Genomic DNA, 15,768 nt, shown 5'->3' with positions numbered 1-15,768 from the left:
TAGATCGTCAAAGATCGAGCTTCAGCACGCCCGTCGCGCGTGACACGCAGGGGATGAAGCGATGGCCGCGTGCGTCTTTGGACAGGACGGAATCCCGATGGATCGGCTGTCCACTAAGCATAACGCATTCGCAGGTCCCGCAAACCCCGTTCTCGCATGAGGCCAGTAAGGGCACCCCGGCGGCGCGCAGAGCCGCGAGCGCCGTGGTCTGCGCCGAAACCTCAACCATCCTGCCCTCACGGAGTTCTATGACGAATGGTTCCGGTGGTGCGCCATCAAAGTCGGGAGGCTGGAAAGTTTCGAAATGAACCGTGCCCTCAGGCCAGTGTTCAGCCGCCCGCCCCACGGCGGCCATGAATCCGGGCGGTCCGCAATAGTAAACCTGTGCCTCGGCCGAACGGTTCGCCAGCAGCGCGGCGATGTCCTGCCGGGTCGCCGTCTCGTCGTCGAAATGGAGCCGAACATTGCCGCCAGGAAGATCGCCCTCGATCACCGGCAAGAGTGGCGTGAGCGCCCGGCTGCGGGTGAAATAGTGCAACTCGAAGGGCTTGGCCTGCCGGGTGAGCGCGCGCGCCATGGCCAGAACCGGGGTGATCCCGATCCCCCCTGCCAGCAGCAAAGTCGGCCCCTCGCCTGGCTTGAGCGCAAAATGGTTGCGTGGCGCGGAGACAGGCAGTGTGGAGCCGACGGCAATGGTTTCGTGGATCCACGCCGAGCCGCCACGGCCGTCATTCTCGCGCTTCACCGCGATGGTGTAGCGGCTGAGCTCGGTCGGGTCGCCGCAAAGAGAATACTGACGCACCTTCCGTTCAGGCAGATGGACATCGACGTGAGAACCCGCCTCGAACGGCGGCAGCACAGGTTTGCGCGGGTGTTTGAGGCCGATGACCAGTACTTCCCCCGGCTCCTTGCGGACAGCGGTCACGGTCAGCTTCATGACGATGCGGGGCGAGGCCATGGCGTTTCACTCGTCGATGGGCAAGATCAGATCACCGGGGCGGATCACGCCCCCGACCTCGATTGCGCAGTTCAGGCCGGAGCGGTTCAGAAGCCCGTCGTAGAGACCCGGAAGCCCCAGCAACTCCTCGATATACTTGCACGGGACATTCATCCGGGCGGCTCTAAGGATCGTTTCCCCGACCCGGAAGCGTTTGCCGACAAGATGGCCTAGCGGAGCGCCTCGTGTCGTCAGATTGCGCCGGTGATCTTCGGGCGCAAGCTTGGCCTTGAAGCCCGGTATCCTGGGTTCGCCCTGCGCGATGGCTTCCAGAACTTCAGCTTCGATCAGCGTCACCTCGCGAACGTCGGGACGCGCCGAATAGGTCCCCGCCCCCAGGTAGTAGCGATCTCCGACAATGCCTTGGCCGGCAATAAGCTGCGCCTCCGCTAGCTCCTCCATTTCATAGGAGGCAGCAGGCGCGATATGGATATGAAGCAGCTTTCCTAGCCAGGTCATCATCGCTCTCGGAAATTTGTCTCGTGGAAACCTGCTGCAAAACTGGCCTGATCAACAGCGCCAGTTGCATGGCGTTTTCCCGGTCCAGTTGGCTGTTGCAAAGAAATACGGGGCCCCCTCGGACCGTTTTCAGCGCCTGCTTTCGACCTCCCCCTGTCTCAGTTGTTCCGCGCCGGCATCGCGTCTTGCACCTGCTTGACAACCTCTCGCAGGACCTCAACGCCCTTCCCGATCTGCCTAATGCTCAAGGCGGCATATCCCATGACAAGACCGACGCGATCCGCGCGGCCTTCGTCCGATGGCTGTTCGTATAGCGGCGAGATCAGGTGTAGCCCCAAGCCCGCACGTCGGGCGGCTTCGACCAGTGCCGGTTCCTGCGATCGTGGCAGGTCTTTGAACCAAACGGCGACGTGCAGTCCGGCATCTGCTCCCTGGACAGCGATGCGATCGCCGAAGCTGTGCCGCAAGGCGCCCAACAACGTCTCCCGACGCTCGCCGTTCAGCCTGCGCACGCGGCGCACATGGCTTTCGTAGCCGCCACTCTCGATCAAAGAGGCCAGCGCCTCCTGTTCAGCCACCGGCGAATGCCGGTCCGCGAATTGTTTGGCGGTTGCGAAGACCTCCTGCAATTCCGGCGGGACGACGAGGTAGCCGATGCGTAGCATCGGCGAGAGCGTCTTGGAGATCGTGCCGAGGTAGATGACAGCCCCGTGGTCCTCGAGACTGTGCAGCGGAGGGACCGGATTGATGTCGTAGCGATATTCGCTGTCGTAGTCGTCCTCGATCACATAGGCGTTGTTGTGCCGCGCCCATTCCAGAAGCTGGTGGCGGCGCGCGATCGGCATGACGCCGCCGAGCGGAAACTGATGCGATGGCGTGACATAGGCCAGTCGCGCCCCGATCCCCGCCAGCAACTCCGTCTTTATCCCGTCCTCGTCGACGGTGACCGGGATGGGCGAGGCACCCGTACTGGCAAAGACCTGACGCGCCATCCTGTAGCACGGGTCCTCGATGACGAAGCGGTCGGCGGGATCGAGAAGCAGGCGAGCGCACAGATCGAGGCCCTGCTGCGAACCGTTGACGATGATGATCTGCTCGAGGTCGCAGCTCAGGGTTCGGGCGCGCCAGAGATAGCCCTGGAGCGCCTGGCGCAGCCGGCGCGAGCCGCGAGGATCGTCATAGGCAAGACGCAACGGGCGCTGCCCCATCGCCTCGTTCATCGCACGTTTCCAGACCAATGCGGGGAAGTCTGACGACGCCAGGTCGCCATAGCGGAAATCGACCTTCAGCCCAGTCGGCAGATAATCCGGCCAGGGCGGCGTGACGCGCAGTCGGCCGCCATAGGCGGACAGAAGAACCGAGCCGACCCGTTTCGCAGGCGTGCGGCTTGTCTCAGGACCGATCAACGAAGATGCAACGCGGGGTCGTGCGCCTTTACGGACGTCGATGAAACCTTCCGCAGCCAGTTGCTCATAGGCGACCGTCACCGTCGTTCGCGAAACCCCAAGGTCATTTGCGAGGCCTCGGGAGGACGGCAGCTGACTGCCGGTTTCGTAGACACTTCCGAGGATCTGCTCGCGAAGAGCCTCGTAGATCTGGCGTGCACCCATCGCGTGCGTGCGACCTGCAGAACCGGCACTTGAAGACTGGACCATTTCATTCATCGCCAACTGGATATTTCACATTGGCCAGTTTGCCGGCAATCTTTCGGAAACCCAAGAAAGATCTAGAGGCCGAATGACCCGCTCCTATCAATCCGAGACCGATGCTCTCACGCGGTCGCTCAACGACACCGGTCCCGGATTCGCCACTCGGGCGATCCATCATGGCTACGATCCCGCCGGCTTTTCCAATGCCGTTCAGCCGCCAGTCTTCTTGACCTCGACCTATGGATTCGAAAGCGTGGCAGCGAACGAGGCCGCCGCCGCGCTTGGCGGAAGGCTCTATGCGCGCGAATACAATCCGACGACGGAGATCCTCGAACAACGGCTTGCCAATCTGGAAGGAGCCGAGGCAGGTCTGGTCGTTGCCTCGGGGATGGCGGCTTTCGGGACGCTGATCCTGTCGCTCCTGTCCCAAGGCGATGAACTCATCGTCCACAGGACGCTTTATGTGAACACGCTTGCCATGGTCGAACAGGCGGTCCCCCGCTTCGGCATCAAGGTCGTCGCGGTCGACCTGTCCGATCCTCACAATCTCGATGCCGCGATTACCGAGCGGACCCGGCTTGTTTTCTTCGAGACGCCGGTGAATCCGCTGAGCCGCATCCTCAACATCGCTGCCATTGCCGAGCGCGCCCACGCGCGCGGTGTAAAGGTTGCAGTCGACAGCACCTTCGCCTCCCCCGCGCTCCAGCGGCCGCTCGAACATGGGGCAGACCTCGTGCTCCACTCGCTGACCAAATACATCAATGGGCACGGCGATGCCCTTGGCGGGGCGATTCTCGGCGACGCGCAAACGCTCCGCACGCTGCACGAAACGGGCCTGCGCTACATCACCGGCGCAGCGCTCTCGCCCATGTCAGCCTTCCTGATCCTGCGCGGTCTGAAGACGCTCACGCTGCGCATGGAACGGCACAGCGCCACTGCCCTTGCGGTGGCTCAGGCGCTCGAGGCGCACCCGGCGGTGGCATGGGTGAGTTATCCCTTCCTCGACTCGCACCCTGATCAGGTGACGGCGCGAAAGCAGATGTCCCAAGGGTCCGGCATGTTGGCCTTTGGCCTCCACGCTGGGTTCGAGGGCGCGCGCCGGATGATGGACCGGCTCAACCTGATCACCCGGGCTGTCAGCCTCGGCGATGCCGACAGTCTCATCTATCATCCGGCAAGCCTGACCCGTGCTCGTCAGCCGATCCGCAAGGATGCGCATCTGGCCGATGGAGTCGGCGAGGACCTCATGCGTCTCTCGGTGGGCCTTGAAGACGCCGATGACCTAATCGCCGACCTGCGGCGGGCTCTGGACGCCTTGTGATGACCTGTCGTCCGGCCAGTCCTGCGCTCACGCACAAACCTGGAGCCTTGCCATGGCATTCCTGAGCGGTCTTTCCGCGTTTCCCATCACGCCCGCCGATCGTGACGGCCGCGTCGATACCGTTGCTCTGCGCAGGCTGATTGCTCGGCTTGGCGCCGCTCAGGTCGACTCCATCGGTCTTCTCGGCAGCACCGGCACCTACATGTATCTGTCGCGCGAGGAACGGCGACGGACGCTCGCCGAGACCTTGGACGAAATCGCCGGGCGAACGCCGGTCGTGGTGGGTGTGGGCGCGTTGCGCACCGATGAAGCAGTGAGGTTCGCGCAGGACGCCAAGGCCCTTGGAGCTGCCGCGGGGCTGCTTGCGGCCGCCTCCTACACCCCGCTCACTGAGGACGAGGTGTTCGAACATTTCTCGACGGTGGCGTGCGAGAGCGGCCTGCCGATCGTCGTCTACGACAATCCAGGAACGACGCATTTCCATTTCACCCCAGCACTCATCAGCCGCCTGGCAAAGGTGGGTGGGATTGTCGCTATCAAGAATCCGACAGACAAGGGCGATGCGATCAAGAGCCATCTGGCCGACCAGAGGCGCACTGTGCCGGAAGGGTTCTCGATCGGCTACAGCGGCGACTGGAACGCTGCAGAGGCCATGATCGCCGGCGCCGACACATGGTACAGCGTCCTCGCCGGCTTCCTGCCCGAGGTCTGCGTGAAGATCGTCACGGCGGCGCAACAGGGCGATGCGGCCGAAGCGCGACGGATCGATGCCACGCTTGCGCCGCTCTGGAGCCTCTTCAAGGAGTTCTCGAGCCTTCGCGTCGTCTATGCACTTGCCGAATTGCTCGACATTTGCCGTGCCGACCCCCCGCGTCCCATCCTGCCTCTGCCCTCAGCAGCGAAGCGCCAGATCGCCGCCGCGTTGGAACGCTTGCCATCGGATGCCAGCCGGTGAACAGCGAACCCGGCGGCCAGTGAAAGGAACTGTCATGTATTTACCCGCTCATTTCGATGAACCGAGCCGAGAAGTCCTTTACGAACTGATCGAGAACAACGCACTCGGCGTTCTGATAACCATGGCTGGAGCGGTCTCGACGCCGATCACATCCCCTTCGAACTCGACACGTCACAGGGAGAAAACGGTACCCTTCGCTGCCACGTCGCACGCAACAATCCAGTTTGGCAGGACGTGGCGACCGGCGATGAGGTGCTCGTGGTGTTCCGCGCCGCCGACGCCTACATTTCGCCGCGGTGGTATCCGAGCAAGCAGGAGTTCCACAAGCAGGTGCCGACCTGGAACTACCTCGTCGCACATGCATATGGACGGATCACAATCCACGACGACGAACGCTATGTCCGCCGCAATGTCGCCAAACTGACTCACAGGCACGAGGCGACTGAGCCTGTCCCATGGAAGATGGGTAACGCACCGAAGGACTTCATCGACACTATGGTGAAGGCGATCATCGGCCTGGAGATCGAGATCACCCGCCTTGTAGGCAAAGCCAAGCTCAGCCAGAACAAGGAGGCACGTGATATCTGCAATGCCGGCGAAATGCTGAACGCCCAAGGCGACCGGCGCGTCGGTCAGGCGATGCTTGCAGCCGCCCGCCGGAAGCCCGAACAAGGCTGAAGAGCGTGGCCCATCGCACTTTGATGAATGTCAGCAAAGCTTGCCCTACTGGATGGTACTGCGAAAAGCCGAGCGAACGATAAGCGCCTGGCACACGAAATTGCACGCCGCCTTCCAGAGACCGGTCCAGCCGACCCAGCAACGTCAGCCTTCCAGGCGTAGCGGTCGGCCCAATTGAGCAGTCAACGACGAAAACGGGTCACGCTTTGCCCTTGAAGTTCCCAGAGCGAGAGTTTGCAAAGCGTCGGAAGTGCTCACTGCGCTGGCCGACTGATGCCCAGTCGCCTCATTTCGGCGATAGACGGTCGATCGGCCGAGACCCAGTGCCTCGCAGCTTCGGTCGGCGACATGTTGGCCTTGATCAGCTTGATGGCGGCCTCGACCTTTTACATGTCGAGCGGTTGCCGACCGGGTTGTCTCCCTTTCGCCCGTGCTGCAGCCACGCCATCTTTCGTGCGCTCGGAAATCAGCCGTCGCTCGAAATGAGCGATCGCACCGAATACACGGAACACGAGCTCGCCTGCGGCTGAGGATGTATCGATCTTCTCTTCCAGACTGAGCAGGTCGATCTGGCGTTCGCCTCGACGCTGATCGAGGCCTTGGAATTCAAAGGCGGGCGGAGAAGCGCCCGCACGATCGCCGGAATCCGTATGCTCCGCGAACTGAAGAGATCGGGCAAACGCGATGTTCCCCCCGATGCGCCGATGCCGTTCAAGAAGGACTGGCGCAAGCTGGTGATCGGCCCGGATGGCAAGATCAATCGCCCGCTCTATGAAACGGCAATGCTCGCCCATTTGCGCAACAAGCTGCGTTCTGGGGACGTGTGGGTGGAACGGTCTTCCGCGTACCGTCGTTTCGACAGCTATCTCTTGCCCGAGCCGGTGGCCGCACCGATCGTTTCGAAACTTGGGTTGCCGTCAGCCGCCGACGAATGGCTCGATCGGCGCGGCCGGAAGCTCGATTGGCGGCTGAAAAAGTTTGCGCACCGCCTCAAGCGGAACAAGCTCGACGGCGTGCGCCTGGTTGAAGATCGCGATCTTGGGCGCCTCGGCGCTGCAGCCAGGTCGTTCAACAACAGTTTGCGTAGGTGCCGATAGGGCGTCCTCTTTACTCCGAAGATGCATCCCTTATCGAGGGTCTCAGGGCGGCACTCGTCGACCGGGGGAACAAAGAGGTAAGACGATCCGACTGTTTCGCCGCGTGGGCGGAGAAGAATTCGTCCTGGTGTTGCCAAACACATTAGCTGCTGCAGCGGAGCTGATCATCGCAAGGATGCTCAACTGTGTTCGCAACTCACGGCCGCTCAGGGAGAAGTTAGAATTTGGATACACCTTCTCGGCTGGAGTCGCTACTGCTCGCGCGGGCGACACCACCACCGAGATATGCTGGCTCGGGCTGATACGGCTCTCTATTCCGCCAAGATGGCGGGGCGCAATCGCATCCATCTTGCAGCTTGAACCAATCTGCGCCGATACTGCGTTACATAGGTGAAGAACGCCAAGGTGGGTTCGTCTTCGTAGCCGTGGGAGTGGCTCAGACCCAGTCAATCGTAAGAGTGCACAAGACCTAAAGCGCTAGGACCAACGGAGGGCTCAGCGGAGCAGGTTGGCCCCCGAAAGGTGCGACTCCGGCCTCGTCCGGGGACTTGCGCCGCTGGAGAATGCGATGTTTGGTCGATCTGGCTGCCACACAGCGGGCCACCTTGGCTGGCTTACACAAACTTTGCCATCAGGTCGGCATGAACCTGTGCTCCAGCTGGAATGCGTGTACCAGAAATTCGCGGACACCGATGGAGAATCCGGTTTTTGGGTCGGAACGCCGTTGTCGTCGGAATCCGCACTGACATCTAAAGCGTGGTGCTCGGAATGGCTGCCGCCGCGAACGAAGCAGGCCGGAAATCCGGCATCGAACTTGTCTTTGATCTGCGTCAATGCACCTGCAGCAGACTCGAGTTATTCAGGGGATTTCCCTTGCCTTCGGGTAGGGGAGTTGAGTTCCAATTGAATCGAACACCTTAGGACAGTATGCAAGAGCCCCGACGGACACAGCAATCACTGCTAGACATGATCCATGATGTAATCAATACGGCTCCGAATGCGCTCGCACGTATAGCTCTGTATATTGAGCAAGATCCGAAGGCTATTCTAACGATGTCTATCGCCGACCTAGCGCACGACACCGCAACTGGGCCTGCTTCAATAATAAGATTTTGCCGAAGGCTGGGACTCTCGGGATTCCGCGAGTTTAAGATTGCGCTCAGCGGCGACATTGAGCGGATAACGCTGATTGAGCTGGCTGAACGCGCCGCACCAGAAGATATAGACGTAGCACCGGGGGTCGCCGCTCTCAGTACTGCTTTACAAAGCTCAATTGCCGCGTCCGCTCGAGGTTTTGACGATCTTCAAATTACTGGGCTTGCCAACCGCGTCCGAGCGGCCCGTCGCGTCGAAGTGTTTGGCGCGGGGCCGTCTTCAGTCTGCGCTGATATTTTGGCCATGCGGCTGATCTGGCTAGGGTTCCCCGCGCATTCCTCGGGGTCCGCCACCATGTCTCACGCTCTTGCGCGGAGACTTGGCTCGTCGGGCCTTGCTCTTGGCGTTTCCTCGCTTGGCCACACTGAGGAAACCAGGGCTTTTCTGGCAATTGCGCGCAAAACCGGAGCATATACGATTGCCATTACGACCCGCGCGGACTGCCCGATCGCTCAGACTGCCGACGAGGCGGTCTTGTTTACCTCGGCTGGAGCTTGGCCACAGTCCGGGTCGGCGATGCATGTTCCGCCTGTAGTATTGCTGAGCGAATATCTCTGCCAGTGTCTGCAGGTGAGGGAAGTTTGAACGCCTGACTAGGCTAATCCGGCCAGTTTCGACGCCATACCCGAATCTCACCTTGGGCACGTGCTCGAGCCAGAGGCGGCGAACATGAACCGCCGCGTTTCCTGCGAAGGTCGAGCCGCGCCACCTGGTGCTTGCTGCCAGCCCCCAGCACCGGAGATGAGATCAGGCAAGGGGGACGAGCGTGAGTAAACTCGACGAGCACCCGCCGCAACAGACATTTTAGCCTATTTGGCAAGCTACGGCCTAGCCGGAACGGTGCTGGGTCCAGACGGTATCATCAGCGCAATAGCTCGAGGATGCGAAGCGACCACTTTGTTGATCGTGCCGTGGCTCGAAAGAGGGTGTCAACTGCTGTCGGGCCTTTTCGATTGCCGGCAATCTGCGCATTTCGCAAAAGCCGGACAGGGGTGGGGTACACTCCAGGGCTGTGTCCGGGAATTGCCGAAACACGCAGGCAATCTGCACTATGGGTCGGCGAGTCAAGCAGCGGGGATTGGTCAAGCCCCGTCGTCATGACGCGGATCAAAAGACGATTTTGAGCTGATTCCGAGTTCGCGGGAGCGGTTGCGCAGGACCGACTACGCTTCTCATCCTGTTGGAGGTTCTTTACGAAGCCCTGTCCGAGCAGTCCTCGAAAACAGATGTGCAGCCGCATGGTATTGAGCCTTTTTCCGATTCCTTTCTAACCTGGGCCTGATTTGCCCCGCAGATGCGCACATCGCCTCGAGCGGGGGCTTGCGGACCTTAATCGGGACCTCGTCTTGGAGACGATGTTTCCTCTCCGCTTAGCCCGCGTGTCGAAGGAAATTCTCGACTTCCGATTCTTACTTCCGGAGCCCGATGTGATGGTGAAATACCCAGACGTTGAACCAGGCCTTAAAGAGGAAGTCCCTTGGTCCGACAGCCTGACCACCTACGATAGGGAGCACTTCAGGACCTATCTAAGGTTTGTCGATGCATCTGCCGACAACGCCAGCTATGAGGAGATGGCTCAGATCATCCTCGGCATCGATCCGGTGGAAGAACCGGAGCGCGCGCGGAAAGCCGCGCGAAGCAATCTCGAGAGAGCGAACTGGATGGCGACCGCAGGTTACAGGGAATTGTTCGCCGACTGAGCCGAACAGGCGGCAACACCCTGCTCTTGTCAACGGCAGATATGATCACGCGTAAGGGGAAGAGGCGACGCAAAAGGGAGCGCCCCAATCTGGCGAAGCCGGAAGCTTGCGGAAAGCCGGAAAGCCAATGAATGGTTCGGTGAGCGACATGATGGATGAAGGTTCCGCTATCGGATCAAGCCGTGGACGAAGTTCTCTCGTCCGTCAGGAGTTCTGTCAGAGCGGCCGAGCAGACCTCATGTGCCGACCTTTAGGTTCACATGTATAGTCTTAGTCTAGTCTATGAAAGATCGTTCCGTGACTGGCCAAATGTGGTCAGATATCCATCTGTGCGGGCAAGAAGATTGGATTTGACCCGTGTCCTGCGAGCCCTGGACTAGCGCGGAAATCATAGCAACCAATTTGTCCCGGCTGATTTCGGGAGCCATTAAGGCGGAATGATCCAGGAGTGCAAGCAGATCATCCCGATGCTTCGAATGATGGTCCTCCAAGTACATCTCAATCTTTCGCGCGATGACGTCCGCGAAGCTCGCCCGTGTCCCAAAAAGCGGATCATCAACTAACGCCGCTGGTCGTTCCTCTTCGAGAACCCAATTCAGCGCCAAGGTCCCGTTCGACCTCAAAAACACGATCTCCAACTCCGCGCCGGCAGGTCGCTGTGAAGCGATGGAGAACCCGGCGTACGCCAGAGCCCTTGTATCCTTGTCCACAGCTTCCGTAAATGCGTCCAAATTGACATGATGAATGTCAACATCACTCGGCACACGATGGATGAATTGCGAAAGGACGCTGCTGCCGGCCACCCAACTATCTTTGCACCGATTGGGCGAAATAGCGACAAATCCAGTGTGCATCAGGTCGGAAATCATATCCTTATATCCTTCTTGGATATTGAGAACAGCCTGTAAACTACCTTCACGTGGGGATAGGTTCCGGACCGCAGCATCACAGTTGTGAGATCATTCGAAGCCGCAATGTGTTCAAGGAGATCGTCACGGGCATTAGTCCCGAATCCTAGAACGATACGACCTGTTTTTGTAAGGAAATTTGGGCCTTCCGACAAAAAGCGCTTGAGCAAATTATACCCTGGATCAATCGCGCCACATTCGATGTCATCCACATACTTGTAGTCTTCTGCAGCGAAGTTCGACGGGTAATTCCAAAATACAATGTCGAATCTCCTGCGACGGGGGATGTTTGTGAATAAATCGCTTTCGATAGCTTCCACGTTCTTGATGCCGTTTCTTTTCGCATTCTCCAATGTGTTCGCGACCGCCCTCTGGTTGATGTCGCAAGCTACTAACGACCGCGCACCACTTTTTGCCAACAGAAGGCCGGGAAGACCGAAGCCGCAGCCGATTTCCAATATGGTCTTCCCGGCGAATGGGGGGAAATTCTCGCTGATCCAACGCCAACCCTCGAAACTCTCAGGAGGAAAAACCCCTTCCAGTACGATCAGATCAAGCCCGAATTCCTGCAAATGGCGCGGAAAGTTGCCTTGTTGGCTTGTCCGAAGCATTGTCCTGATACTATCGAGTTCGCTCATATGTGCTCCCCCAGATGGATACGGTAGTCGTCGCTACCTGATTCAGGCTCGACGGCATCGACGGTTCGCTTCAGCAGGGAATGCCAAAGAGGCATTGAAAACAGACCGGCCTCAAGAACGAGGCGATCCCAAGATGAGCGGACAGACGCATGCTGAACAATACCTTCTAGACCGGCTCGATCCCCCTGAAGGTACCGGTGGACGGCCGTTGTCAGGCCCCTCTTTGATGCGAGTAGGAGTGCTTTGCCGTAACTTGATCTCGCGTGAGCAAAGGCGCTACCATCACCCCCATTGTCCGGCATCGGCACAGATCCCCTGTCGCCAAGAACGTGTAACAACATCTGGAAAGATGAATGGGCGATTTGGCCGGTATCGAGGGAATTCCAAGCGGCTACTTCGTTGCCCAAGAATTGGCGCCGAAGTATTGCCAGCTCGGCCTGCATTACTTCTGGACTGTCGCTCACATGGAGGAGGTTCGTCACGGGATTGTCGCAAAAAAAGAGACTACGTACGGTGCCGCTTCTAGCATGGGCCGGCTGTGTATTACCCTTTAGTCCTTGCGATAGGTGCAGCGCATTAGGTCCGCTCCAGATTGTGGCGCAAACCGGACGCATGTCGAACAAGTCCAGCACCAATGGCCAATGGTTCCCGCCGGTGGAATGTGTCAGGGTATAAAACGCATCGATCGATCTACGATTGTGGATTGAAAAGAATCGCTCCGCGAGTTCCAAGCCGGTTCGCCTGCGAATAAACTCGTCGAGCAGCCACGTGATTCCGGAGCGAGCGACTTCTGGGCCATAAACTACTAGTGCCGTGGAGGGCATCATGCCGCCCCCCCCAGATCCTCGGTTGCGATATAGGCTTTCCTGCTTCCGACGGTGATATTGGTCGCTTTAACGCGCTTCCCTTCGAGCCAATCGGAGAGACGAGAAGAATGACGAGCGTTAATCACCACGCCGGGGAGGCGTTTCTGTGCCATGAACTGGACCGCGCACGCGTCAACCGACGTGTGGCCGAGAAGGACAAGATCTTGAGCAGCGATCTGCTCTATAAGTGCAGCGGGATCTTCGGTTGCTCCACCACGATACACGCCATCAACATCTGTCAAAATCACCAGCCGTGGTGCTCCGGTGAGCCAAGCGACCCACGCGGCAACGGCGTCGGATGTAACATCCCAACTCCATTCCACTGGATCAGCTGCAAACAGCAAACGGGAAGGTAGCAGGACTGGAATCTTTCCGACTCTCGCGAGAGTTCGGCACTCACCTAGGCTGGCCGATGGAACAAGCTTGGAAGAGAAGGCGGCGTCCGCAAGCAAATACCCCGTTTGGTCCTGTGCTAGCGCACACGCATGATGCGCCGTAGACGACTCCAATGGCTTGGCCGCATCAATCATTTCAATTGCTTTGTCTGGGATGCCGCCGCCCGGAACAAGTAGTATTCGATGGCCGTCACCGGCGAGACGCTCAAGTTCAGCCAGTGCAAGCTTACACACCGCAAGATCACGCATGATGCTCCCGCCGAATTTCACAACAATTGAAAAGCCATATGGCAGAAAGCCCTTTATTAAGCTGTCCATCGTCTCGCCCTCCTGCCCTCTGGCCAAACACACGATCTAAGGGAATTTTGAGGTTAGATTTGGAAGCGCTGCCCAGACCTTTTGAAATGCGGCTGCGTACAATTTCATCACTTCTGCGCCGTTTGGCGGAGCGATCTCCGACACGCAAAACATAGTGTTCAGTAGCATCATCGTGTTTGGGAAATCGGTCCTTGACCATCTTTTGCTGACATCCGGGAGATAGTCAAAAACGGGCTTCGTTAGCCAAACCATGACCGGAACTCCCTCGGCTTGAAGGAGCTTAACGATGAAATCCCTGGCCGAAGGGCCAGCTAGAAAACCGAGCTTTTCCGGCTCAAGACGCAGCGGGAGACTAAGCATTGATTGTTGATCAACTGCTGGATCGAAAAGAGGCAGAAGCCCTGAGAGATGGCCAATTTCCTGCCAGAGGAACATTGCGTTGCTTCGCCTCTTTTTGAGCTGCCGGTCTAGGCGCTTGAGCCTGTGATTGGCTATAGCAGCAGAGAATACGTTGGGTCGGTAATTGTAACCTTTCGAACTCGGGGAGAAAATTCTAGCTCCACATCGCGACGAGCTTGTCAGCGAAACCTTATCGACATGGTGAATCAGAGCAGGGTCCCTTGTCAGAACAAACCCAAGCTCACCCGCTCCGAGGTGTTTGGCCCCATTTCCTGAAAGAGCAAGTGCGTCGGTCTCTAAGTAAGATCCATTGACAATGTTTTTCGCAACGTCAATCGATTGACAAACATCGTCAATAATGGCCACGTCACTCGCTCGCGCAGCCAGCCTAAGATCCGGAACCAAAATGTTATTTCCGAACAGATGAGTTATGAGCACCACCGCGTCGCCGGGCTCGATGAGAGCGGCCGCCATCTTCTGATCAACCCCCGCAAGGTTTGGCTCTACATCGACAAACACCGGCTCGAGTCCGCTGATCGCGATGGGGCCGACGGCTCCTGGCCAGTTCAAAGCCGAGGTGACAGCTCGGCGGCCTCGATTCCGGTAGTAGTCGAGGGCCACGTGAATAGCGGCTGTGCCGCTTCCAACAGCGCGCACAGACCAGTTGCCCGACCACTCCGCTAGGCGCTTTTCGAGCTCAGTGACAATAGGGTGATTAACTCGATGATATTTGCCGCTTTTGACAACACTGGCGAGCGCCTTCAGATGCTTGCGTTTGGCGGCTGGCCAAGGGACAACTCGCCCGGCCGGCACTGTAGGAATCCCTCCGAAGAGGGCGAGAGAAGTGTCGTTCTGGTGAATGCGCGTTGCATTTGCTTCCGAGACTAAGCTTCCATGCTTGTTCATATAGTCCTCCAGACGCCAACCTCATCGTGGTGTCGGCCATCGGCCACTCGCGAATGCAGAGCCGAACCAACCCACCTTTCGATCGCTTTTACGCGTCCGAGCGGAGGCTCGGCCCACGGCGGAACGCTCAAGAGCTGAGAGTTCGCCCCTGAGAGGAAAACCGGGTGCCGTGACACCCTCGGCACGTTGAGTTCAGAAAGGCGGCTTCAAACTCGTGACCGGCGTTTGTGTGGTGAGAATTATCCTCACAAGGATCCGTATCAGATCTGACATGCTGTCTGCTTTCCTTCATTTCATCCGTTGCGTTTCGCACCACAGGAAGCTATTCGGCAGCTTCCCTTGCTTTGTACCCGGGCAGCTCAAAACTCGTGCCACCTTGACTGGCTCTGTCCCAAAGTTGGTACTCTCGGCGAAGTCAGCACTTCGGGCTCGACTGGTGGAGAGGGCCGTTGATTTTCTGGGTATTCAACCGACCCGAGGGGTATTGCCGCTCTCGTCCGGCGACCCCGTGAGGCCGGCGTAGCGCGCCACGGCGCGGCGGTCGCGCAGCTTGCGCGACAGCATCTCGTTGACCAGCATGTCGGCGGTCTCGACGCCGATGCCGATGATCCGCGCGAGCAGGCGAACCATCGCGTGCGGGCCGTTCGCCGCAGCCGGAGCCGCCGCCAGCCGGCGCAGGCGCTCCTGTTCGATGGCGCGGATCTGCGCGCGCACGAGGTTGAGCCGCTCAAGGAAGCGGTAGAGCTCGGCGCGGGTGTTGTCCGGCAGCGGCGTTCCCTCCGCCGTTCGGATGCTCTCCAGCCTGTCCGCCGCCTGGCGCAGGCTCAGCCGGAAGCTGCGGACGCCGAAGCGGGCGAGGATCGCCTTGATGCGGTTGATGAGCCGCGTCTGCTCGCCGACCAGGGTCCTTCGCTCGCGGTTCGGCCGCCGCGCGTCCTCCTCTTCGAGTGTCGGGATTGCCGCCATGGAGCAATGGCGCTTCTCGCCACGCAGCCAGCCGAGAAAAGCGCGCATCAAAAGCTCGGTGTCGAGACGATCGGTCTTGGCGCGCTGGTGCTCGCGCACACCGGAACGCTTGAGGGATGGATGGCATAGGCCTCGATGCCGTGCGCCCGCAACCAGCGCGCCAGCCAGAAGCCGTCGCCGGCCGCCTCGTAGGCGACGGCGATCCGCTGGACCGTGTGCCCGGCCCGGCCGGCTTCGTGGCCCCCCCCCGGGACTTTGGTAAAAAATTATGGCGCGCCGGCAAACATAATATTTAGGGGGGGGGGCGGGTTCCCCTGTATAAACCCCGCGCCCCCCCCAATACCCATTGTGATTTAGGAAT

Annotated in this window: 14 protein-coding genes and 2 pseudogenes; 6 read left to right on the top strand and 10 right to left on the bottom strand. The window is 59.3% G+C overall.

Features of this window, described 5'->3' with window-relative positions:
- Nucleotides 1–7: 7 nt before the first annotated feature.
- The 3 genes from NKI70_RS30880 to pdxR all read right to left on the bottom strand — a co-directional run bounded on the left by NKI70_RS30880 (nt 8) and on the right by pdxR (nt 3,111).
- Nucleotides 8–958, bottom strand: coding sequence for a PDR/VanB family oxidoreductase (locus NKI70_RS30880; RefSeq protein ID WP_352694547.1), 951 nt, complete (start codon nt 956–958; stop codon nt 8–10).
- A gap of 6 nt (nt 959–964) precedes the next feature.
- Nucleotides 965–1,456, bottom strand: a complete 492-nt coding sequence (locus NKI70_RS30875) for an MOSC domain-containing protein (RefSeq protein ID WP_352579575.1) — start codon at nt 1,454–1,456, stop codon at nt 965–967.
- A gap of 158 nt (nt 1,457–1,614) precedes the next feature.
- Entirely contained in the window at nt 1,615–3,111 is a 1,497-nt protein-coding gene (pdxR, locus tag NKI70_RS30870; RefSeq protein ID WP_502897032.1) for a MocR-like pyridoxine biosynthesis transcription factor PdxR, read from the bottom strand.
- An 82-nt stretch (nt 3,112–3,193) separates the two neighbouring features.
- Between pdxR and NKI70_RS30865 the strand changes: the two genes are divergently transcribed.
- The 3 genes from NKI70_RS30865 (at nt 3,194) to NKI70_RS30855 (ending at nt 6,059) form a co-directional block, all read left to right on the top strand.
- Entirely contained in the window at nt 3,194–4,426 is a 1,233-nt protein-coding gene (locus NKI70_RS30865) for a trans-sulfuration enzyme family protein (RefSeq protein ID WP_352725999.1), read from the top strand.
- Nucleotides 4,427–4,478: 52 nt separating this feature from the next.
- Nucleotides 4,479–5,381 carry a dihydrodipicolinate synthase family protein gene (locus NKI70_RS30860; protein WP_023679678.1) on the top strand — a complete coding sequence of 301 codons (903 nt, stop codon included), beginning with the start codon at nt 4,479–4,481 and terminating at the stop codon, nt 5,379–5,381.
- Between the two features lie 150 nt (nt 5,382–5,531).
- Nucleotides 5,532–6,059, top strand: coding sequence for an FMN-binding negative transcriptional regulator (locus NKI70_RS30855; protein WP_352579574.1), 528 nt, complete (start codon nt 5,532–5,534; stop codon nt 6,057–6,059).
- Between the two features lie 386 nt (nt 6,060–6,445).
- Here the strand turns inward: NKI70_RS30855 and NKI70_RS34110 are convergent, their stop codons facing one another.
- Complete coding sequence (locus NKI70_RS34110) at nt 6,446–6,601, bottom strand: recombinase family protein (RefSeq protein WP_502894676.1); 156 nt, start codon at nt 6,599–6,601, stop codon at nt 6,446–6,448.
- A gap of 33 nt (nt 6,602–6,634) precedes the next feature.
- On the opposite strand from NKI70_RS34110, the pseudogene NKI70_RS30845 reads away from it, so the two are divergent.
- The 3 genes and pseudogenes from NKI70_RS30845 to NKI70_RS30835 all read left to right on the top strand — a co-directional run.
- Nucleotides 6,635–7,093: pseudogene (locus tag NKI70_RS30845) on the top strand (Tn3 family transposase); the annotation flags it as partial.
- Between the two features lie 1,029 nt (nt 7,094–8,122).
- The gene (locus NKI70_RS30840; protein ID WP_352725997.1) at nt 8,123–8,896 is read left to right on the top strand and encodes a MurR/RpiR family transcriptional regulator; all 774 of its coding nucleotides are present in this window, start codon (nt 8,123–8,125) and stop codon (nt 8,894–8,896) included.
- An 845-nt stretch (nt 8,897–9,741) separates the two neighbouring features.
- Nucleotides 9,742–10,011: a DNA -binding domain-containing protein gene (locus NKI70_RS30835; RefSeq protein WP_352579573.1), complete on the top strand. Its 270-nt coding sequence runs from the start codon at nt 9,742–9,744 to the stop codon at nt 10,009–10,011.
- Nucleotides 10,012–10,286: 275 nt separating this feature from the next.
- On the opposite strand, the gene NKI70_RS30830 is transcribed toward NKI70_RS30835, so the two are convergent.
- The 6 genes and pseudogenes from NKI70_RS30830 to NKI70_RS30805 all read right to left on the bottom strand — a co-directional run.
- Nucleotides 10,287–10,880: a hypothetical protein gene (locus NKI70_RS30830; protein WP_352725995.1), complete on the bottom strand. Its 594-nt coding sequence runs from the start codon at nt 10,878–10,880 to the stop codon at nt 10,287–10,289.
- A complete protein-coding gene (locus NKI70_RS30825; RefSeq protein WP_352529059.1) occupies nt 10,877–11,557 on the bottom strand; it encodes a methyltransferase in 681 nt (226 codons plus the stop codon). The genes NKI70_RS30830 and NKI70_RS30825 overlap by 4 nt, the downstream gene beginning before the upstream one ends.
- A complete protein-coding gene (locus NKI70_RS30820) occupies nt 11,554–12,381 on the bottom strand; it encodes a nucleoside-diphosphate kinase (RefSeq protein ID WP_352726008.1) in 828 nt (275 codons plus the stop codon). Before NKI70_RS30820 ends, NKI70_RS30825 begins: the two co-directional genes overlap by 4 nt.
- Entirely contained in the window at nt 12,381–13,136 is a 756-nt protein-coding gene (locus NKI70_RS30815) for an amino acid kinase family protein (RefSeq protein ID WP_352579559.1), read from the bottom strand. Before NKI70_RS30815 ends, NKI70_RS30820 begins: the two co-directional genes overlap by 1 nt.
- 36 nt (nt 13,137–13,172) lie before the next feature.
- Nucleotides 13,173–14,441 carry a DegT/DnrJ/EryC1/StrS family aminotransferase gene (locus tag NKI70_RS30810; protein WP_352579558.1) on the bottom strand — a complete coding sequence of 423 codons (1,269 nt, stop codon included), beginning with the start codon at nt 14,439–14,441 and terminating at the stop codon, nt 13,173–13,175.
- A 474-nt stretch (nt 14,442–14,915) separates the two neighbouring features.
- A pseudogene (locus NKI70_RS30805) lies at nt 14,916–15,643 on the bottom strand (IS110 family transposase); the annotation flags it as partial.
- Nucleotides 15,644–15,768: the final 125 nt, after the last annotated feature.

The organism is Mesorhizobium sp. M0500 (assembly GCF_040321165.1).
Classification (GTDB): Bacteria; Pseudomonadota; Alphaproteobacteria; order Rhizobiales; family Rhizobiaceae; genus Mesorhizobium.
This window is presented reverse-complemented; position numbering and strand designations above follow the sequence as displayed.